General features: G+C 37.6%; 14 protein-coding genes, 2 pseudogenes and 1 riboswitch. Of the genes and pseudogenes, 11 read left to right on the forward strand and 5 right to left on the reverse strand.

The genetic code is table 11. The features are described 5' to 3' along the window. Positions 1-132: 132 nt before the first annotated feature. From aspA to MOK21_RS03085, 5 genes and pseudogenes are all read left to right on the forward strand, one after another. Positions 133-1,551 carry an aspartate ammonia-lyase gene (aspA, locus tag MOK21_RS03065; RefSeq protein WP_249072505.1) on the forward strand — a complete coding sequence of 473 codons (1,419 nt, stop codon included), beginning with the start codon at positions 133-135 and terminating at the stop codon, positions 1,549-1,551. A gap of 255 nt (positions 1,552-1,806) precedes the next feature. Next, positions 1,807-3,054 carry a methyl-accepting chemotaxis protein gene (locus MOK21_RS03070; protein WP_249072506.1) on the forward strand — a complete coding sequence of 416 codons (1,248 nt, stop codon included), beginning with the start codon at positions 1,807-1,809 and terminating at the stop codon, positions 3,052-3,054. Between the two features lie 545 nt (positions 3,055-3,599). Next, positions 3,600-5,069, forward strand: a complete 1,470-nt coding sequence (locus MOK21_RS03075; protein WP_249072507.1) for an amidase family protein — start codon at positions 3,600-3,602, stop codon at positions 5,067-5,069. A 231-nt stretch (positions 5,070-5,300) separates the two neighbouring features. Next, positions 5,301-6,271 (forward strand): annotated as a pseudogene (locus MOK21_RS03080) (DUF2268 domain-containing putative Zn-dependent protease). Positions 6,272-6,427: 156 nt separating this feature from the next. Continuing rightward, a riboswitch (cobalamin riboswitch) is annotated at positions 6,428-6,611 on the forward strand. 245 nt (positions 6,612-6,856) lie between these two features. Beyond that, on the forward strand, positions 6,857-7,594 hold the full coding sequence (locus tag MOK21_RS03085; protein WP_249072509.1) for a hypothetical protein: 738 nt from the start codon (positions 6,857-6,859) through the stop codon (positions 7,592-7,594). 779 nt (positions 7,595-8,373) lie between these two features. On the opposite strand, the gene MOK21_RS03090 is transcribed toward MOK21_RS03085, so the two are convergent. Then, positions 8,374-10,335, reverse strand: a complete 1,962-nt coding sequence (locus MOK21_RS03090; RefSeq protein ID WP_249072510.1) for an elongation factor G — start codon at positions 10,333-10,335, stop codon at positions 8,374-8,376. A gap of 277 nt (positions 10,336-10,612) precedes the next feature. Between MOK21_RS03090 and MOK21_RS03095 the strand changes: the two genes are divergently transcribed. Continuing rightward, positions 10,613-12,601 (forward strand): S9 family peptidase, encoded by a 1,989-nt coding sequence (locus tag MOK21_RS03095; RefSeq protein ID WP_249072511.1) that lies wholly within the window; start codon positions 10,613-10,615, stop codon positions 12,599-12,601. A 455-nt stretch (positions 12,602-13,056) separates the two neighbouring features. After that, complete coding sequence (locus tag MOK21_RS03100; RefSeq protein ID WP_249072512.1) at positions 13,057-13,527, forward strand: hypothetical protein; 471 nt, start codon at positions 13,057-13,059, stop codon at positions 13,525-13,527. Between the two features lie 317 nt (positions 13,528-13,844). Here the strand turns inward: MOK21_RS03100 and MOK21_RS03105 are convergent. Beyond that, positions 13,845-13,997, reverse strand: a pseudogene (locus tag MOK21_RS03105) (glycosyl transferase family 2); the annotation flags it as partial. 104 nt (positions 13,998-14,101) lie between these two features. Here MOK21_RS03105 and MOK21_RS03110 point away from each other — a divergent pair. Together MOK21_RS03110 and MOK21_RS03115 are read left to right on the forward strand one after the other, a co-directional pair. Then, positions 14,102-14,734, forward strand: a complete 633-nt coding sequence (locus MOK21_RS03110; protein ID WP_249072513.1) for a TetR/AcrR family transcriptional regulator — start codon at positions 14,102-14,104, stop codon at positions 14,732-14,734. Next, positions 14,694-15,575 (forward strand): M23 family metallopeptidase, encoded by an 882-nt coding sequence (locus tag MOK21_RS03115; RefSeq protein ID WP_249072514.1) that lies wholly within the window; start codon positions 14,694-14,696, stop codon positions 15,573-15,575. The genes MOK21_RS03110 and MOK21_RS03115 overlap by 41 nt, the downstream gene beginning before the upstream one ends. Before the next feature lie 174 nt (positions 15,576-15,749). Here the strand turns inward: MOK21_RS03115 and MOK21_RS03120 are convergent, their stop codons facing one another. The 3 genes from MOK21_RS03120 to MOK21_RS03130 form a co-directional block, all read right to left on the reverse strand. Further along, complete coding sequence (locus tag MOK21_RS03120; protein ID WP_249072515.1) at positions 15,750-16,292, reverse strand: GNAT family N-acetyltransferase; 543 nt, start codon at positions 16,290-16,292, stop codon at positions 15,750-15,752. Positions 16,293-16,624: 332 nt separating this feature from the next. Then, complete coding sequence (locus MOK21_RS03125) at positions 16,625-17,821, reverse strand: class I SAM-dependent rRNA methyltransferase (protein ID WP_249072516.1); 1,197 nt, start codon at positions 17,819-17,821, stop codon at positions 16,625-16,627. 62 nt (positions 17,822-17,883) lie between these two features. Further along, a complete protein-coding gene (locus tag MOK21_RS03130) occupies positions 17,884-18,801 on the reverse strand; it encodes an alpha/beta hydrolase (RefSeq protein WP_249072517.1) in 918 nt (305 codons plus the stop codon). Between the two features lie 172 nt (positions 18,802-18,973). Between MOK21_RS03130 and MOK21_RS03135 the strand changes: the two genes are divergently transcribed. Together MOK21_RS03135 and MOK21_RS03140 are read left to right on the forward strand one after the other, a co-directional pair. Beyond that, the gene (locus tag MOK21_RS03135) at positions 18,974-19,453 is read left to right on the forward strand and encodes a dihydrofolate reductase (protein WP_249072518.1); all 480 of its coding nucleotides are present in this window, start codon (positions 18,974-18,976) and stop codon (positions 19,451-19,453) included. Positions 19,454-19,826: 373 nt separating this feature from the next. Beyond that, positions 19,827-21,278, forward strand: coding sequence for a vWA domain-containing protein (locus MOK21_RS03140; protein ID WP_249072519.1), 1,452 nt, complete (start codon positions 19,827-19,829; stop codon positions 21,276-21,278). Positions 21,279-21,310 lie beyond the last annotated feature (32 nt).

Below are 21,310 nucleotides of genomic sequence, written 5' to 3' on the forward strand. Positions count from 1 at the left end.
ATAAAGCCTTAAACGCAACTCCACAAAGACGAAAATTGATTATTTTTCTTTTTACAGACAATTGACTGTTTACAATACGACATTAATTAGCTACTATCAAGTGTGAGGATTACATAAAAGGAGACGACAATTATGTCCACACAACGTATAGAAAAAGACTTTTTAGGTGAACGTTCATTACCAAGCAATGCTTATTATGGGATTCAAACGCTTCGTGCGACTGAAAACTTCCCGATTACAGGGTACACAATTCACTCTGCTCTTATTAAAGCAATGGGGATTGTTAAAAAAGCAGCTGCGATGAGTAATATAGAAGTACACCTACTTTCAAAAGAAATCGGAGATGCAATTGTCGAGGCTGCACAAGAAGTTATTGATGGCGAGTGGGATGCTGAATTTATCGTCGACCCAATTCAAGGCGGTGCTGGCACATCTATTAATATGAATGCCAACGAAGTGATCGCGAACCGTGCCTTAGAGATTTTAGGCAAAGAAAAAGGGGACTATAAAACAATTAGCCCTAACAGCCATGTGAATATGTCACAATCAACAAATGATGCTTTCCCAACAGCTATTCATATTGCTGTTTTGAATTTGATAGATGAACTTCTTCTTACAATGGAAAACATGCAAGCAGTGTTCCACCAAAAAGCGGAGCAATTTGCCCATGTCATTAAAATGGGTCGTACGCATTTACAAGATGCTGTGCCGATTCGATTAGGGCAAGAATTTGAAGCATATTGCCGTGTAATCACTCGTGATATTGCGCGCATTCGCCAAACTCGCCCAAATTTATATGATGTAAACATGGGAGCAACAGCTGTCGGTACAGGCTTAAATGCATTCCCTGACTATATTCAATCAGTTGATATACATCTTGCTGAAATCTCAGGGTTACCGCTTAAAGGCGCTACACATTTAGTGGATGCAACACAAAATACGGATGCCTACACAGAAGTTTCAGGCGCATTAAAAATCTGTATGATTAATATGTCGAAAATCGCTAACGACCTTCGTTTAATGGCATCTGGTCCACGTGCTGGATTAGGGGAAATCATTTTACCAGCTCGCCAACCTGGATCTTCTATTATGCCAGGGAAAGTGAATCCTGTTATGCCAGAGGTTCTGAACCAAGTTGCCTTCCAAGTAATCGGTAATGACCATACGATTTCTTTAGCATCTGAAGCAGGACAATTAGAATTAAACGTAATGGAGCCTGTGCTTGTCTTTAACTTAATTCAATCTATTAGTATTATGAACAACGTGTTCCGAGCATTTACACAAAACTGCTTGAAGGATATTGAAGCAAATGAAGACCGCATGAAAGAATATGTGGAAAAAAGCGTTGGTGTACTAACTGCAGTAAACCCACATATCGGTTATGAAATCGCTGCCAGAATTGCACGTGAAGCAATCCTATCTGGTCGTTCAATTCGTGAGCTTTGCCTTGAAGAGGGTGTACTTACGAAGGAGCAATTAGATTTAATTTTAGATCCATATGAAATGACGCATCCAGGTATCGCAGGATCAAGTATTATGAAATTAAAATAATTTGTCATGAAAGCACTTTGTCTAAGGCAAGGTGCTTTTATATTTGTTTGAAAATATGTAGTGCCGATTTTTCCAAACACCTTGAAGAAAGTAGCTAGTTGGAACTGAAGTCAATTATACAGAAGCACTTTCTGTAAAGAAAAGTTCTTTCGCATTTCTTTATCATTACAAAAGTTGGTCTTTTTTCTATGAATTTTAGGATTTTTAAACTATAATAACTACGTCGGAATAATATTATAGTTGGGGGAATTTAGTATGAGTTTACGAAAAAAAAGTATCATTTGCTTTTCTACTTTAAATGTTCTCATGGGTGTCATTTTAATCATTGACCTAGCAAATGTAACGTCATTAGAATGGCTATCTACTTTATTAACAGTAATAGGAATCACAATGACATTATCGTGTATTTTCTACATAAAATATAAAATTATTAAGCCCATTAAACAATTAGCTGCATCTGCTCAAGCTATAGCTGAGGGGGATATGCAAACTTCTTCTATTGAGATAAATTCCAATGATGAAATTTCGGAGCTAGCTAAAGCGTTTATAGAAATGAAGGAACAATTACATATGATGACACAAAAAATTGCAAGTAGTTCAACAGATCTATCTGCGAGCATAGAGGAGTTATCAGCAAGTACAAATGAAATTACAGATGCAGTAAACGAAGTTGATGCACAGATGGAGAAAACGACGGAGGGTCTTAAGAAAGCAGCGCAGTCTGCAAATGATAGTGCCATGGCTATGCAAGAAACTGCTGATGGCATTGAACGTATTACCGTGGCAACGCAAGATGTATTTGATCATGCAAAAGAGGCAAATGACATCGCAGGCAACGGCGCGGAAATATTACACGTAGCTAAAAATCAAATGGAGTTTATTTCAACATCTACTGAAAAAACTAGTGAATTAATGCAGCAATTATCTGGCAAAATGACAGATATCAAATCTATGACAGACATGATTACGGCGATTACAGATCAAACAAATTTGCTAGCATTAAATGCAGCAATAGAAGCAGCGCGTGCGGGAGAGCATGGGAAAGGCTTTGCGGTAGTAGCAGAAGAAGTTCGACAATTGGCAGAGCAATCCAAGCATTCGGCTATTCAAATTGTCGAGCTTGTAGTTGGTATTGAAAGCGATACAAAACAAGTAGCTACTTCTGTCGAAGAGGACTTGAAAAACGTTCAACAGGGCGTCTATGTCATTGATGAGGCCACAAAGTCATTTGGTACGATCTCTCAGCATGTTAGCAAAATGACGAACCAGCTCGAGGATATTTCCGCAACAGCTGAAGAGCTTTCTAGTAGCGCGAATGAGGTGACAAAATTAGTATCGACAATCGCACATGGAATGGATAATTTGTCTAATCACACAGAGGTCGTCCTTCAGTCGGTCGATGAGCAAAGTGCTTCCATGCAAGCGGTCAACATGGTGGTGTCACAAGACTTATGCCAACAAGCTGAAAATTTACAAAAGCTTACACAAAGGTTTAGTGGGTAATAAGGTGTTATAAATATAAAAAAGCTATGTTGCAGAGGATAGATTATCTGCAACATAGCTTTTTTAAAGCTGCTATGCTTTATAATAAGCCGAAAAAATCGGTTTAGTAGCTCCAAGTTATTTATGTATTCTTATTGCTTGAACAATTAATATTATTCCTATAATGCATAAACTCCCTGATAAAACATGAAGGGTTATATTCCATCCTTCACTGACTTTTTGAAAATATTTGATATATAAAGACACGCCATATATGCACATTAAGACACCCCAAATGCCCCTAAGAATCTTCATTTGATCTCTATCCCAGCCTTTCAAAACTAACTAAAAATTTTATCTGTAAAGAGAGTGTAGCACAGTAGATAATTATTTGGTAATTAATTGGAGGGTGTGTGACAATTTTAATTACCAGGTTAAATGCAGGAAATAAAGCCTTTAGATTTATATGTAAGGGGCAGAGAAATTTGAAAACACTAAAAGCTGAAAATAGCTTTAGGTATTAATTAATTTTATTGGTATAATCTTGAAAGAGGGGGCAGATCTAAATGGGGATAAAGTTTAATAGCTTTTTTAGAGAAGAATTGTCAGTAATTGATATTCAAGTAGCTATGGAACATGGTGAGATCACATCAAAGGAATTAACGATGTATTATTTACACAGAATTGCTAAGCATGACCAAAGTGGACGGAAAATTAATTCAATGCTTGAAATTAATCCTGAAGCGATATTTATTGCTGAAGCTTTAGATGAGGAAAGAGTGTCAAAAGGGGCTAGGGGACCTCTACACGGAATTCCGGTTGTTTTAAAAGACAATATCGAAACGAAAGATTTTATGCATACTAGTGCAGGAGCAATAGCTTTAGAAAACTATGTAGCTGGGCAGGATGCATTTCTAGTAAAAAAGCTCCGTGAAGCGGGGGCTGTTATTTTAGGGAAAGCAAATATGACTGAATTAGCAAACGGTATGTCGAGTACAATGTGGGCAGGTTATAGTTCTCGAGGTGGACAAACGCTTAATCCTTATGGAGATTCAGAACTTTTTGTTGGAGGATCCAGCTCGGGGTCGGCGGTAGCAGTGGCATCGAATTTTGCTGTTCTATCAATTGGAACGGAGACAGATGCCTCGATTTTAAGTCCTGCTATTACAAATTCAGTAGTCGGCATAAAACCGACTGTTGGGTTAATTAGCCGACGAGGAATTATACCTTTTACATACTCTCAAGACACAGCAGGACCAATGGCAAGAACGGTTACCGATGCTGCTATTTTATTGGGCGTATTAACAGGAGTAGATAAAGCCGACGTAGCTACATATAAATGTGAAAGTAAGATACATCAAGACTACTCAATCTTTTTAGATGATATAGGATTAAAGGGTGCTAGAATCGGTGTTTATACGAATGCCTCCAAAACTTATTATGATTCAAAGGAATATGACGAAACCCTTTTTAAGAAGGCCATTCAAGCTTTAAAAGAGCAAGGAGCCGTCATTATTGAAGACATCGATATTCCTTCTTTCCATAGGGACTGGAAGTGGGGAGTACCGCAATATGAATTCAAGCATAGTTTAAATAATTTCCTTATAAATCTACCTTCCCATATGCCTGTACATTCTATTTCTGAATTAATTCAATTTAATAAACTCTCGGAAGAAAAGTCATTAAAGTATGGGCAGGATAAATTGGAATCGAAAGAGAATTTAGCGAACACGTTAAGAGATCCTGACTATCTAAATGCAAAGCTAGAGGATTTGTATTTTTCTCAAGAACAAGGAATCGACTATACATTAAAAAAATATGATTTAGATGCGATTGTCTTTCCATCATATATTGGCTCGACAATTAGCGCGAAAGCTGGATATCCGTCAATTGCCGTACCAGCAGGGTATATGGAAAATGGGAGACCGTTTGGTATAACTTTCGCAGGCACTGCATTTAGTGAGGATGTACTCATAAAACTCGCATTTTCATTTGAGCAAGCAACTAAATTACGAAAAGCGCCGAAATTGTCATAAGATTTTCTGGGCAATCTGATACTTTCTTAGGATATTAAAATCTAAACGAAAGTATCTTTTTTGTGTTATTAAAGTTTGCTAGATTTTTTAGAAGATTTCATGGAACTTACAAAACTTTTTTTTTTTGGAAAAAACAAGCGAGGAAATTCGAAATAATAAGAAAATAATATGATAAAATATATTTAATAGTAAAAAAGTAAAAAATTCCATTTTGAGAAGGGTGGATTTTCCTTGAAAAATTATCTGAAAATAGTTGCAGTATTTTTTCTAATGATTTCATCTCTAACACTTGCTTCTTGTACACAGACAGAAAACTCGAAAAATAAACGTATCGTTCCCGATGAAAACAAGATATTGAAAGTATAGTTACATCATTCGAGCACCCTCAAACGAAGCAAAAGTTTAAAATAGTAAATGCCTATAAACTTTACAATAACTATGAAGATAAGGTTGAAAGTAATCCCAAACAATCACGATTGGAAATTTATAATGAAGAAGTAATTAAACCAATATATAGTGATTGTTTTGAGAATGGTGAATATCTTCATATGGCTGATCCAGTTCTAAATATAGATCCTGATAGCTTAACAGAAAATCAAAATTTAAGTGAAAACATTGATAGGGAAAAAACAGAAAATATTCTTAAAGAAGCTCTTTTGAAATCTTCTGACCTTATTGCATCCGGAAATGAAACAACAGTATGTGTTTTTCCTGTTGCAGATGCAAATGCAAATATGGTTACTGTGGGGGCAGGAAAAATAATAGTCTTTTACAATAAATATTATACCGAAAATGATTTAAGGTCTAGTATAGCTCACGAATATCATCATAGTGTTTGGACTGAGAAGTACGCACGTAAAGATGTACCTGTTACAGTTTTGGATAACCTAATATTTGAAGGAAAGGCGATTATGTTTGATAAGTTAGTTTATCCTGACATTTATTTTGCTCCAATATATACAACATACACCAAAGATGATTGGTCGAAAATTGCATTAGATCTCGGAAAGTCTGACGTGAATCGATCTTACGAAATTATTTCGGGAGGTAATGGCCTTCCTAGTCAATATGGTTACGGTGTGGGCTATAAATTGGTTAAATCCTTTCTTGATTTGAACCCAACTTTAACACCAGAGGAATGGACTGCCCTAAGTTCAAAAGAAATTTTTGAAAAAGGGGATTACCTTGAAAACTATAAATAACAATTTTATAAAACGCATTATGGGAAAGCAGAAAATAGAAGAAAAAGATTAAGAAACTGGAATTTATTGTGTTATTTGACTTTGGAAATACACTCATTTACAATTAATTTAATATTCAATAAGGAATGTAGAATTTACTAGATTCCTTTTACAACTAAATAGCGTGGAGTAATAGGTGTAAATTGCGTGCAATTTACTTAAAAGGGAAGTCGGTGCAAATCCGACACTGTCCCGCAACTGTAAATGTGAGCGACTTTTCATAGACCACTGTTTAACGACGGGAAGGAGAAAAGTAGTGATGACCATAAGTCAGGATACCTGCCTATTATGAGTACACACCATAACCCTACGAGGAATAGGAGGTGGCATGTTGACTAAACAGAATACTCTGTTCGTCACTGTACGTCGAACGTCCCAAATCAAAAAATGGATTTGCTATCAAGCTAGTTCTTCCGGATTTGGGCATTGTTTGACAGTATATGATGAACGAAAAAGATAGAATGAAGGATTTCCTCGTACAATAGGAAATCCTTTTTTTACTGATGAATTCCGTTTTGAAAATATGTACGAAAAGAGGATGCCAAGATGACGAATATTCATGTATGCACAGCACAGGAATCACAATCTTTAGATATGAAAATTTGTAAGCAGCCACGCACCGAAGTTACTAAAAAAGCGGCAACAAGAAAGGTAGTAGAATCGCTTGTCGATCAATTGATAGCTAGCAATCTTATAAGCAATGAACGATTATTTGAGCAAATTTTATATAATAAAGATATTATTTGGATCCAAAATGACAGTTTTAACGGGCACCTTTTGGCAAAGGCGAATAGTACAGATCAGCTGAAAACAAAAACTAACGGTTTTATGATGTACATGCCGACCAATCCCATTGTGTATGAGGTAAATGGTGAACATTATCATCTAATTACACGCATTGATTCAACTCGTGCAAAACCAAATTTAGAGCGACTCTCACAAGTCCCTAAGCCAATATTAAGTGCTGCTCGTGTCAATGATTTATTGTGCTCAATAGTGATGCGCTTCTATGAAATATATTTAGAGGATTTATCACAGGTAGCTCATAAAGACAAACAACTGATTCATTTTGTAGAGCGAGAATATCAACAGTTCTTAGAAGCAGTGAAGGAACTAAATGAATATCATTTAAACTGGCACCCACGCGGTAATGGACATCAACAATTACTAGAGTTAATTGATAATTTACAGCTTTTAAAAAGTCGACCTGGCAAGGTTTTAATGGATTTCTCAAATCCTCATAGCTACGCTGTCGTGGAGCCTTCCTATAATTTCGTGGGTTGAATATGAATACCCGCGGAATCAGAGCGAATACCCGCGAAGCAAGAGATATCCGCGGAATCAGAGTGAACATCCGCGAAGGAGAGATACCCACGGGATAAGAGTGGATACCCGCGAAAGCAGGGCAAATACCCGCGAAGCAAGAGATATCCGCGGAATCAAAGTGAATACCCGCGAAAGGGAGTAGAATACCCGCGGAAGCAGGGCAAATACCCGCGAAAAGGAAGAGAATACCCGCGAAGCAAGAGATACCCGCGGAATCAGAGTGAACATTCGCGAAGGAAGAGATACCTGCGGAATCAGATGAATACCCGCGAAAGGGAGTAGAATACCCGCGGAAGCAGAGCGAACACCCGCGAAGCAAGAGATATCTACGGAAGCAAAGTGAACATCCGCGAAGGAAGAAATACCCGCGGAGTCAGAGTGAATACCCGCGGAGTCAGAGTGAATACCCGCGAAAGGGAGTAGAATACCCGCGGAAGCAGAGCGAATACCCGCGAAAGGGAGTAGAATACCCGCGGAAGCAGGGCAAATACCCGCGAAGCAAGATATCTGCGGAAGCAAAGTGAACATCCACGAAGGAAGAAATACCCGCGGAATCAGAGTGAATACCCGCGAAAGGGAGTAGAATACCCGCGGAATCAGAGCAAATATCCGCGAAGCAAGAGATATCCGCGGAATCAAAGTGAATACCCGCGGAAGCAGGGCAAATACCCGCGAAAAGGAAGAGAATACCCGCGAAGCAAGAGATACCCCGGAAAACAGGACATTGATCTAACGAATCAAGTCCTGTTTTTATGAGTTTGGTCAATACAATGCATAGCGGCCTCAGCTTGATCCCATGGAACGGCGTAGCCCTTGCCTTTTGCGCAAAAAATACTCGATGATGTGTACTCAGGATCGGCATTCTTATCGTAGCCAATTTTTGCAATAATGGCTTCTGTATTGTGGCACACATCATAGCCATCAAATTGTAGAGAAAGGACGCCTTTACCATTGGTGTAGGCGGCAAAGGTTGTACTGTAGCTCATAAATGTTGCGACAGGCGCGCGACCGGTTAAAATTGCTTCATTTTCTGTTAAGTTTGGGGCGTCAAATGTACCGGCAGCTTGCTGTATATCGGTCATCATGCGACCGATAAAATCGCTAGGGGCTTTAAGCTTGAAGCGGTAATACGGCTCTAGTAATACATTTTCTGCTTGCTCTAGACCTTGCCGTAATGCACGAACTGTTGCCTCGCGGAAATCGCCGCCTTCAGTATGTTTTATATGTGCGCGACCTGTTAAGAGCGTAAAGCGAATATCTGTCACGGGGAATCCGGTTAACAGCCCATGATGTTCGCGCTCGAATAGATGTTTTTCAATGAGTCGTTGATGCCCAACCGATAAATCATCCGCGTGACAGGCATTGACAAATGTGTTGCCGGTACCTCGTGTATTTGGCTCCATTAATAAATGTACTTCCGCATAATGCTTTAATGGCTCAAAATGACCATAGCCTGTCACGGTTGTAGCAATCGTTTCCAAATATAAAATCTGTGGTTCGCTAAATGAAATGTCTAGCGAGAAGCGCTCACGAAGCACTTCGATAAGCACTTCGAGTTGAATAACACCCATAATATGCACATGAATTTCTTGGAATTTTTCATGCCAAAGCACACGTAACGAGGGTTCTTCTGCTTCAAGTGTGCGGAAAATTTTTAAAACTTCCTTTATATGCTGATCGCCTTCATACTGTACTTTTGCCTGTAAAGTCGGTACTAACTCATAGGGTTGTGGGTTCCTTGAATGACCAATGATATCGCCGATGTTTGCTTCGCTAATCCCTTTTACTGCAAAAATTTCTCCAGCTTTGACCTCTTGGGCTGTTTCATAACGACTGCCATTGTATAGTCGAATCTCCGTCACTTTTTCAGTCACATCACCAAAAGAAAACTCATCACGCACATGCAACGTACCTTGTAAAGCCTTGATAAACGTTAAGCGTTGATGCCCATCATGGCGAATTTTAAACACCTCGCCTTGAAACGGCACCTCGTTATTAAAATGTGTCTCTGTAAGTAGGGGGAGCTGTGAAATAAATTCCTTTATCCCAATATCTTTTAAGGCTGAGCCAGAAAAGCACAAAAATGCCTTTTCCTGTTTAATCAACGTTTGAATATGAGCCATGCAGCTAGAGCTTTCCAATGTATCATTAAGAAATGCATCGAGAAGCTGCTCATCACGTTCAGCAAGCCACTCCATCATGGCATTTGATACATAATCAGAACGGAGCGGTTCATCTACGAATAGTACGTCCGTAGAGCAATACTGTTGAAGCTGTGTTAGAACGGCTTCAACGTCTGCCCCTTCACGGTCAATTTTGTTGATAAAGAAGAAGGTTGGGACGTGATATTGGCGTAAAAGTTGCCACACTGTTTCTGTATGACCTTGTAGTCCTTCAACCGCACTAACAATAATAATGGCATAATCCATAACCCGAATGGCCCGCTCCATCTCTGGAGAGAAATCGACGTGCCCGGGTGTATCGATTAACGTATATGTATCATCCCCAAGCGTCATGCGACCTTGCTCCGCAAAAATCGTAATACCTCGCTGACGCTCCAGCTCATGATTATCTAGAAATGTGTCCTGGTGATCTACTCGTCCACGAGCTTGAATACTGTTTGTATGAAATAGTAACTGCTCAGAAAATGTTGTTTTTCCTGCATCCACGTGAGCGAGTACTCCAATTGTTACATGCATAAAAAATCCTCGTTTCTATGAATTCATTTATCAATATTGTAACAGAATTGGACTGGAAAATACTTAGGAAAGTGGATGGGTGCAAGCGTTGAGCATTGCATGTTGCGTATATATCCATAGCTCTTCGTAATTATTGCAGAGTGGCAAAGGTATTTTTAGATGTTTAAATCCCTACCTTAGATAAAAAAACAATTTCTCTTTAAAAGAAGGAATAATACTTAGGGTATCGAAATAGTTTAGTATGTAATGAAATTTCAACACAAAGGGGATTTTAAATATGACATCGAAACAAGGGATTCAACCAGAAGATCTATATCAATTAAAATCAGTGGCAGATCCACAAGTATCACCTGACGGAACAGAAGTTGTGTATGTTGAGACGCATATTGACAAGAAGAAAAAGGATTACGTGTCTAATTTATTCTACATAAACTTACATGACAAAAAGCCACAACAATGGACATTTGGAGATCATAAAACGAATTCACCTGTTTGGTCTCCTGATGGCAGTAAAATCGCGTTTGTGTCAACGAGAAATGGCAAGCCACAAATTTTCGTTCTTTCAAAAGCAGGTGGGGAAGCGAAACAAGTTACAAATTGTAAAAATGGTGCGACATCGCCTACTTGGTCTCCTTGTGGAGAGAAAATAGCCTTCTCTGTCAAGCTTGGTAAAGGTGAAAATATTAATGATCAACCTGAAAAGGATCAAAAAGAAGACAAAGAACTAAAACCACTTGAAATAGATAAGATGAAACATAAATCAGATGCAGCTGGTTTTATGGATATGGAGCAATTTGCTCAAATTGCAATAGTTCATCTTAAAACAGGTGAGTTAGAGCTAGTAACGGAAGGAAAACATAATTTGCAGCTTGGTACATGGTCACCGAACGGTAAATATCTTTCTTACATGGCTGACTTAACAGAGGATCTCGACTTTTCATTCATAAATGATATTTACTTATTGGATTTAGAAACGAAACATGGTCGTAAGCTAACAGAAGGGACAGGGGTGTTCTACCAAACTTCATGGTCTCCGAATAGCCGCTTTATAGCTTATGTTGGAAGTGAAAGAGAGTTTGAAAATGCAACACATACAAAGCTATGGATTTATGATTTGGAAAATAACAATAAGACATGTGTAACGAGTGAGTTTGACGCGCCGGTTGGTGATTTTGTTGTGGGAGATTTCCTTCAGGGGATTGTTGCTCCGTCTGTTCAATGGTTGGAGGATAATAAAAGTTTTTATTTCCAAGTAACCGATCGTGGAAATACAGTAATGTATTTTGGCAATTTATCTGGCGAATTATATCCAGCTATTCATGATGATCAGTATGTTTATGGTTTTTCGCTTGATTCTAAAAATGATAAAGCGGTAGCTGCCATCAGCAATACGACAAATCCTGGCGATCTTTTTTACGTAAATTTAACGACAGGTGAAAAGGAACAGTTGACTAGAGTTAATGAAGAATTTTTAAAGACGAGAGCATTATCTGTTCCAGAAGCAATTGAATATGAAGGAGCAGATGGCTGGAAAGTTAGCGGCTGGATGATGAAGCCGATTGGCTATGAAGAAGGGGAAAAATATCCACTTATTCTTGAAATCCACGGTGGTCCGCATGCCATGTATGCCAACTCCTATTTTAACGAATTCCAAATCCTTGCTGCACAAGGTTTTGCGGTTCTCTATACGAATCCACGTGGAAGTCATGGATATGGTCAAAAATTTGTGGATGCAGTTCGTGGTGATTATGGCGGTAATGATTTTAATGATCTAATGGCCGCGGTTGACTATGCATGTGAGCAGTATGATTTTATCGACCAAGAGCGTCTCGGTGTTACTGGTGGGAGCTATGGGGGCTTTATGACAAACTGGATTGTCGGACATACAAATCGCTTTAAAGCAGCAGTTACGCAACGTTCCATTTCTAACTGGATTAGCTTTTACGGCGTAAGTGACATCGGCTATTATTTCAATGACTGGCAAATTCAAGCAGGACTAGACAATATAGAGAAGTTATGGCATCATTCACCACTGAAATATGTGGACAATGTGGAGACGCCGTTGTTAATTTTACACAGCGAAAAAGACTATCGTTGTCCGATTGAACAGGCAGAGCAATTATTTATCGCCTTAAAACATCGTAAAAAAGAAACAAAATTTGTTCGCTTCCCAGAATCCAATCACGAACTATCAAGGAGCGGAAAACCAACGTTAAGAATCAATAGATTAGAATATATTAGGGATTGGTTTGTGAAATATCTATAAGGGAAATACTGGTGGCTGAAGAGGTGATAATACTTCTTTGGCCATCTTTTTATTTAGGTCTATTTTCTCAAAGATTGTTGCTTCTGATTTGGTCATCTTCTTCAACTAAAGCACCCATTCGTATTAGAAAGGCTATTACATTTAGATAAGTCCATTTCAGCGTAAAAATATACGCAATGCGTATTAATCGAACAAATAGAGGAGAGACAGTGACGTAAAAGTATTAATCTAACATGTTTGTTCTACTATATTATATTAGTTACATTCTGGAAGCATATCTACCAACTATATTCACTTTTACAAAAAAAGAGTTAGGAAGTTAGTAGTACTTAGCTTACTTTAGTAATAGTATTTATCTATAAATAATCATTTAAATATTTTACATACCGTTGGAATATATTTTAGTAAGGGGGTGTAAAAGAATTAAAAAATACCTTATTGGTTGGAAGATTTTCTTGGTACTGTTAGTTGTTGTGTTATTTGCAGTTGGGAAGATAGGTATTCTTATTTGTTCCGGCTTCATTAGTGGAATTATAATCTCTGATGTTGGTGGAATGTTACTAAAATATCTTATTTTATTTATTGCTGTAGTTGTGTTGTTGGTACAACCCTATTCTATTAACACAAAGGTTTTCCAAGACTTAACAGAAAACAACTTGGCGAGTGCAAAAGAAAAAGAAGACTGTGGTTGCTCTTCAGGTAACACGAACTTATCATTAAAAGGTTATGAAAGAGTTAAAGATAATAAACTTATCAACTCACTAAAGGATGCAATTAAAAAATTGAATAAAGATGGGGTAAGTGAATATAAACAAGGAGATTTTAAGTGGCAAGATATATCCAAGCTTAATTTCGATGAAGAAACTATGTTTGGAATTACTGTGCCTTTAAAAAATATAGACATTAACAAATGGAAACAGGAGTAAGTTATCCGTATGAAATAAAAATGAAAGCAATTGAAATATAATTAGCGAGGATTCCAGTGTAGAAAGAAATGGAAACTTTGAATATCGAAACAAAATACAAATAGAATTATGATTGCGATGGTGTTGTTGAATATCGTAATTGAACTAAAGCACATGATATTTTAGTAACTTCAACAAAAAAGCGCTAATCCTTCTTCGATTTACGTCACTGTTTAATTAAATACATTTTTTCACAATCTGTGTCCCTATTTTTCTTTATCATTTATCTCATCTTTCATCTTAAAACCTGTCTTTAGTTTAACAGGGCACTTACATTTTTATCTATCCTGATTTTCATAATATGCTTCATTCGCATATTTCTGGTCTGTTCCTTTAAGAAAGGCAAGGATCATTTTCGGACGTTTAAGTAAAACCCAATCTTCACGTTTATCAAACTCTCTGGTTGAAGTTAGCGTCACATTTTGAATCGTTTAGCATAAATTTGTTTAATTTTTGTTCAACTAACATATCTGTTGACCTTTCAGGTAAATAATTCTACAATGAAATTGACCTAGTAGGTAAAGGAGTGAGGAAGTTGACGAAATTATTAGATTTAGACTCTGAAAGAAGGAATGCAATTCTAAATGCAGCATTAAAAGAATTTTCATCACAGGGCTATGACAACGCTTCGACAAATGTAATATCAAAAGAAGCCGGAATTTCTAAAGCCCTTATGTTCCACTATGTAAGTAGCAAGCAGGAGCTTTTTCTTGTTGTGTATGATTACTTTTCTGAACTAATTAAAAAGGAATATTTTGAAGTAATGAATTATGATGAAAAAGATATTTTTGACAGATTGCGTCAATCATATCTTTTGCAAATTAAATTATCGGAAAAGTACCCTTGGATTTTAGAGTTTCATAAACTTTCACGAACTACTAACTCCAACGAGATTAATGAGCAACTCGAAAATAGAACACGTAAAGAACATTCAAGTTGTTGTCCAAAATTATTTGATGAAATAGATGAAGCTAAGTTTAGAAAGGAGCTAGATATAGAAAAGTGCAAGCAGTTTATACTTTGGTCTAATATTGGATTTACTAATGAAATATTAGATGATATGAGAAATTCAAAATCTCCTGCTTTGAACTATGAACTAGTTGTTGAAAAACTCGATGGATATTTAGATGAACTTAGAAAAGTATTCTATACGTCAAGCAATGAATAATGGGGTGAGAAAAGTACGTTCAACACGAAAAAAACGTATGCCTGCACTTTTCAGTATCTTACTGGGACTTGTCCTTGTAGCACTAGTCATTTTCAATAATGAAGGAAAAGTATCGACGGAGGAGGGATATGAAATGATTGATGCGCTTGAGCCAATTATTGTAGAGTTTCCTTTGAGAGGAGAATGGCTTTCTCCAAACACTCCGGGGACAAAAATTCCGAGTCACGGCACAAACAAATTAGCTGCAAGATATGCTTATGACTTTGTACAAGTGGATTGGGATAGAAAGGGCTGGCCCGCCTATCGCGTTAGTCTGGCGCAATATCTACTTTTTGGGGTTCCCTTAGATGAATATTATTGTTGGGGGCAAGATGTATATGCTCCTTGCGATGGGGTCATTGTCCAAGTGGAGGATGGCTATGAAGAACGAACACGAACAAAGTTGCTTTCAGATATGTCGAACGCTTATAAAAATGCCCATTATTTTGACCTGAAGAAAGATGACATACAATCAGTTGCTGGCAACTACATCATTATAGAATGTGCCGACGATGTATATGCTGCATTAGTCCATCTTCAAACAGGATCCATTCAGGTGTCAGTTGGTCAGCGTGTTAGAAAAGGTGAAATTATTGGTAGAGTTGGTCATTCAGGAAACTCCTTTGCTCCGCATTTGCATTTTCAACTTATGGATAGTAGTGACATAGCTACTGCAAAAGGATTGCCTTGTGCTTTTGAACAATATGAGATATTTAAAAATGGCATTTGGGAAAAGGTGACTAATGGGATTCCAACAAATAAGGATAGAATAAGATTTCAAAAATATGATGAACGGGAATAAATTAAATAGGGGTACCGTCAGGAAAATAGGCTTAACGTTGTAAATCTGTATTTTCCTAACGGTAGTTTCTCCACAATGTTTTCTAGACTACAGATTTAGCTATCGTGCACCGTTTGCTCCATAAGAAAAAAGCTGTCAATAATGACAGCCTGGATGAAGTCTGTTGAGACTGAGCTATTCATTTATTATTCCATAATATACTAAATCCTCATATTTACCGTCTTTAATGAGATGATCCTTTAAAATTCCTTCCTGTTTCATGCCAATCTTCTCCATTACTTTTCCTGAAGCGGGGTTTGATGAAAAATATCGGGCAAATACTTTATGCATTTTCTTTTCTTCAAAAGCAAATTGTACAATCGACTGCGCTGCCTCCGTGGCATAGCCTTTTCCCCAATACTCCTCGCCAATCCAATAGGCTATTTCACCTTGATTAAAATCTGTATTGTTCGATAACGCAATTGCTCCGTATAATTCGCCAGTTTCCTTATTCGTGATGGCAAACTCGTACGAAAAATCTCTCATAAAATTAACGTGATGATTTTCTATCCACGATAATGCATCTTGTAAATTATATGGATAAGGGAGGTACAGGGTGCTTTTATAAATATTATAATTATTGCAAAGTTTCGCAACTGTGGCAGCATCCGATGTTTGAAATAATCTAAGAGTGAGTCTTTCAGTAGTAATCATAAACTTTTCACGAACATAACCCATATAATCATCTCCGTTTATCAATATTTTGTCGCCAAAACGTCTGGTTGACTTCCGTTCCGACTGGCGCTTAGTAGCTGCCGCTTCGCTTTCGCACAGGGCAAATCTTCCTGGGGGCGTCCGAGGAGCTCGGTCTGTGACGCTAATCCCCAAGAGGGCGCCAATCTCCGCTCCAATCAACTAATATTCAAGAAATATTATAATAATATCATCCCATATTTTAGAGATAATGTGATACCATTGTATATTAAATGGAAATATTGAACAATAACATAAAAGAGTGTGTCAAAACAAAAAGACAGAATCACTGGAAGTTGGATTCTGTCTGGTTTGATTTAGTTAAGTTTTTTTATAAAAACAACCTTTAAGTAATTGAATTCTGGATATTCACGTGGGGCACGGAAATCCTTTGGTAAACTGTATTCTTCAATAATTTTATAGGCTGTTTTAGTCTCTTTAAATGCTTGGTCTATAAAGCTTTTAAACTTTTTCATCCCAAAGCTTGCATTGTTCGTAGAAGCAACGATGATACCGTTTTTCTCTGTAATGGCGATTGTATCTACGAGTAATTTAGGGTAGTCTTTTGCAGTTGAGAACGTTCTTTCCTTCGTACGTGCAAAGCTTGGTGGATCTAAAACGACAAGGTCAAATTTTAAATTGTGGCGCTGCGCATATTTAAAATAGTTAAAGACATCCATGACTTTAATATCCTGTGATTCGTAGTCAATGCTATTTACGCTAAATTGCTCAATTGTTTTGGCTAAACTACGCTTTGCTACATCTACACTTGTTGTTTTCACTGCTCCTCCAAGTGCCGCTGCGACAGAAAATGCCCCCGTATAGGAGAACGTATTTAACATATTTTTACCGTCTGCATAACGTTCACGAATGGCAAGCCTCACTTCTCGTTGATCGAGGAAAATACCTGTCATGGCCCCATCGTTTAAATTGACAGCATAATTCATATTATTTTCCGTTACGATAATCGGAAATTCGCCAGGTGTTCCCATGACGAAATCGTCCTGTTCCATATACTGGCCTTTCGTATCGAAACGTTTTTTCTCATAAATGGCTTTGTAGCTAACTACTTCTGCAAGTGCTTCATAAACCTCTTCTTTAAATGAATAAATGCCGGCGCTATACCAGCTAACCATAAAGTAAGAATCGAAAAAGTCAATTGTTAAACCGCCAATGCCATCGCCTTCACCATTAAAGATTCGGAAGGCTGTTGTGTGAGGATCGTTGAAAAACGCTTCACGATTTTGAATGGCCTTCTTAAATTTTTTCATAAAAAAGGCTTTATCTATATTTTCGTTAGCATCGGTTGTTAGCACCCAACCAATACCTTTGTTTTGTAAGCCATAGTATCCAGTGCCAATATAACGGTTATGATTATCAGTAAGTTTTAGTAGAGCGCCTTCCTCTTTGGGAAGATGGCGTGCATCAACTGCCTCTTTTGAAATAAGAGGATAGCCTTTCTTTAATTGATCTGAATAGGGCTTGTTAATTTGTAAAGCAATCGTTTGTGTCATGGTGTCATCCTTTAAAAAACGTTTTGCTCTATTATCGCATTATTTTATGTGGTTAGACAAACTTATTTCACGAAATTAGCAATTTTTTCAGCCGTTTCAATAGTTGCTTCTTCGAAAAAAGTCATTTTACTGAAATAGCTATGGATTAATCCCGTCATATTTACATGTTCAACCATCACTCCAGCATCCGTAAGTTTTTGTGCGTATGCAAGTCCTTCATCGTAAAGGACATCTGCCTCTGCAGCAATAATAATCGTTTTCGGTAAAACACTTAGATCCTCAATCTGAAGAGGAGACACAAGTGGATTCATATAGTTTTCTTTATTCGTATAATGACCTGCAAACCACTGCATTCCTTGTTTGTCTAAGCCGTAGTGCTCGCCGTACGCATTATAAGAAGGCGTTGTAAAATCAACATTGACTACTGGATAAATAAGTACCTGCGTTTTAATAGCTGGTCCATTTAATGTAGCAGCCAAGTAGGCGACAACTGTTGCTAAGTTTCCGCCTGCGCTATCACCGGCTATTGTGAGGTTTGCTGCATCTCCACCAAAATTTTCGATGTTTTCGGAAACCCACGTTAAGGCGTCATAGGCATCATGGAGTGGAGTAGGGAATGGGAATTCTGGCGCCAGGCGATAATCGACCGATACAACGATGGCTTGAGATTTTTCTGCTAATAGCTGACAGCCTGCATCCGTAGAGTCTAAATTACCGAATACCCAACCACCGCCATGATAATAAACAATGACGGGAAGCGTTTTATCTAAAATAGGTCTATAAATGCGCACATTAATTTGTGCTCCATCTCGAACTGTTATTATTTTATTGTCAATGGCCGCAAGTTGTGGACAATTTGGTGAAGTCCATTTCGGTACCATGCGTAGAGCTCTCGCCTCTTGAGGGGTTACATCGTAATATTGTTTAGAAGAATGACTAACTTTAATATATTGGACCGCTTCTTCTTTTAATTTTGTCATGTTCATCAATCCTTTTAAATTTCTTTGTACACACTATTATAAACTATTCATATAAAATTACTAGGATTTAATATCGGAAAACAAAATAATTTATTTTCTATGCAGAAATAATCTGATTGTAAAGTAAAATTATGTTTATAATATAATGGACGATAGTATTTGGAGGGACAAGATGATTTCTTTAATTGTGGCACATGATAATAATAATGTGATTGGTTATGAAAATGGCATGCCATGGCATTTGCCTGGGGATTTAAAATATTTTAAGGATAAAACGATGGGGAAGCCAATGATTATGGGACGTAAAACGTTCGAATCGATCGGTAGACCGCTTCCGGGTCGACGCAATATTGTCATTACTCGTGACGAAAGCTACTATGCGGATGGGATTGAAGTAGTGACAAGCTTGGAGGGAGCCCTCGCCCTTGCTGGGGATGTCCCAGAAATTATGATTATTGGCGGCGAGCAAATTTTCCGTTTATCCATGGATATTGCAGATCGCTTGTATATTACAAAAATCAATCATGCATTCAATGGGGATACATACTTCCCGGAGTATGAGCAGAATTTTGTAGAAGTAACCTCAGAGGAGCCAGAAACTGCACCAGAGGGTTACACATTCCAATATCAGATTTTTGAACGTAAGGACTAAAGAAAATAGGTACTACGAAGCACGGTTATGAATGGACCGTGCTTTTTGGTGTTAATAAAGCATTATGTAAACATATTTGTTTAATTTAAAACAACGGATAGCTCCAGCGTGAATAGCCAGGCAATATTCCAATCATCTTAGAATTTATTTTTGAGGATGTTCATTAATGGATTCAAATAACTCTTTATCAAAAATCAGTAAAAGAGACATATTGAGGACTGAATATTTATAGGAAAAATTGGCTTTACAACATGTTTATTTCTAAAGGAAAGATGGTCAAGAATGCCACTTAAAAATGCTTCCTAAGTAACTCGTCTTTCCCAACTTTTTTTAGATACACTTAAAAAAAGCTAATAGATTGGTAGGTAGATAAATGATGAGGAAATGGATATTCTTCTGGCTGTTTGTTTTGCTTTTACTAGGGGGTTGCTCTAGCAATGAAAAAAAGGAAAAACAAATAGATGCGAACAAAGATATTACAACAAATGAAACGAATAGGGTTGAAGACAACGTAGAAAAGGAACCTGTAGTAGATGCAAAATTAGAGTTTGATGAGGAATCCAAAATAATTGAAAATCTTACTATTCCAACGACCGAGAAAGAACTTCTCCAGCAAATTGGCGGAATTTTCACAAAAGACGTTCCTTACGAAGAGGAGACAAAACAACGTTGGGGTAATTTTGGCCTTGGGGCTTATGAAGGTGAATTGACGGAAAAATTAAGACAGGTTACTAAGATCACTCAAGATTCTACTGTGATTTTCCAAGCTCTTCAGTATTATATTGGCAGTCATGCATATGAACGTACCATTACCGAACTAAAAGGATTTACGGTAGATTGGTATGAGCCTTATTTGCCTGAACCAAGCGAAATGGAGGAAAAACAAAATTTTGTTGACCCTGGCAAAGCCTTGATCCTTCTGGATGCAAGCTCAAGCATGCTGTTAAATGTGGAAGGCAAACAAAAGATGAGCGTTGCCAAAATTGCTGCGACTCGATTCGCTAATACGATAGGCAACACACATGATGTTTCTTTGATTGTTTATGGTCATGCAGGGACTCAAAACAATGAAGATAAACAATTATCTTGTACTACTATTGATGAAGTCTACCCCCTTCAGTCATTTGATCCAGAAAAATTTACTCAAGCAATTGAGGGGGTTCAGGCTAGGGGATGGACGCCAATCGCAAATGCAATTAAAGCTGCCCGTGAGAAAATGACAGATTCTAAAGATAATGTCACACTCTATATTATTAGCGATGGAGCTGAGACATGTGGTGGTAACCCAGTTGCAGAAGCAAAGGCATTTGCCAAAGAAGACGCGAATCGATCTGTGAACATTATCGGATTTAATGTTGATCAAGCTGGGGAGAATTCATTGAAAGAAATAGCTGCTGCTGGAAATGGTGAATATATATCAGCCAAAACCATCGACGATCTAAATAACTCCATTAAAAAAACATGGGTCCCTTCGTTTATGGAGGTAGCAAGTAAATCTAATTCCTTGTTGAAACAGTGGGAGCAAAGCTTTGATGAGATGAAAGACCGAACAAGATTAGCCGATAAGATTTATTATGCCAGCATAAATGAAAAAAGCCGTTTCTACTCTGCGCTCAATATTATGAGTGCAGAAAAAATGATTACGCCAGAGACATCTAAGAAATTAACAGAACTCATTGAAAATAAAGCAAATCTTGTTTTAAATGTTCGAAATAAATTAGATAAACAGAAGATGGATGAAAACGAAACTAATCGTCAGCAAATTATCGAACGAGTTAATGAGTGGAGCAATCGAATGAATAAGCTACGGGAAAATCAAAAGTAATTTGGCGTTAATTAAGCGATCAATATTCCAAG

This window comes from Lysinibacillus sp. BPa_S21, assembly GCF_023337795.1.
In the GTDB taxonomy this organism is placed as follows: Bacteria; Bacillota; Bacilli; order Bacillales_A; family Planococcaceae; genus Lysinibacillus.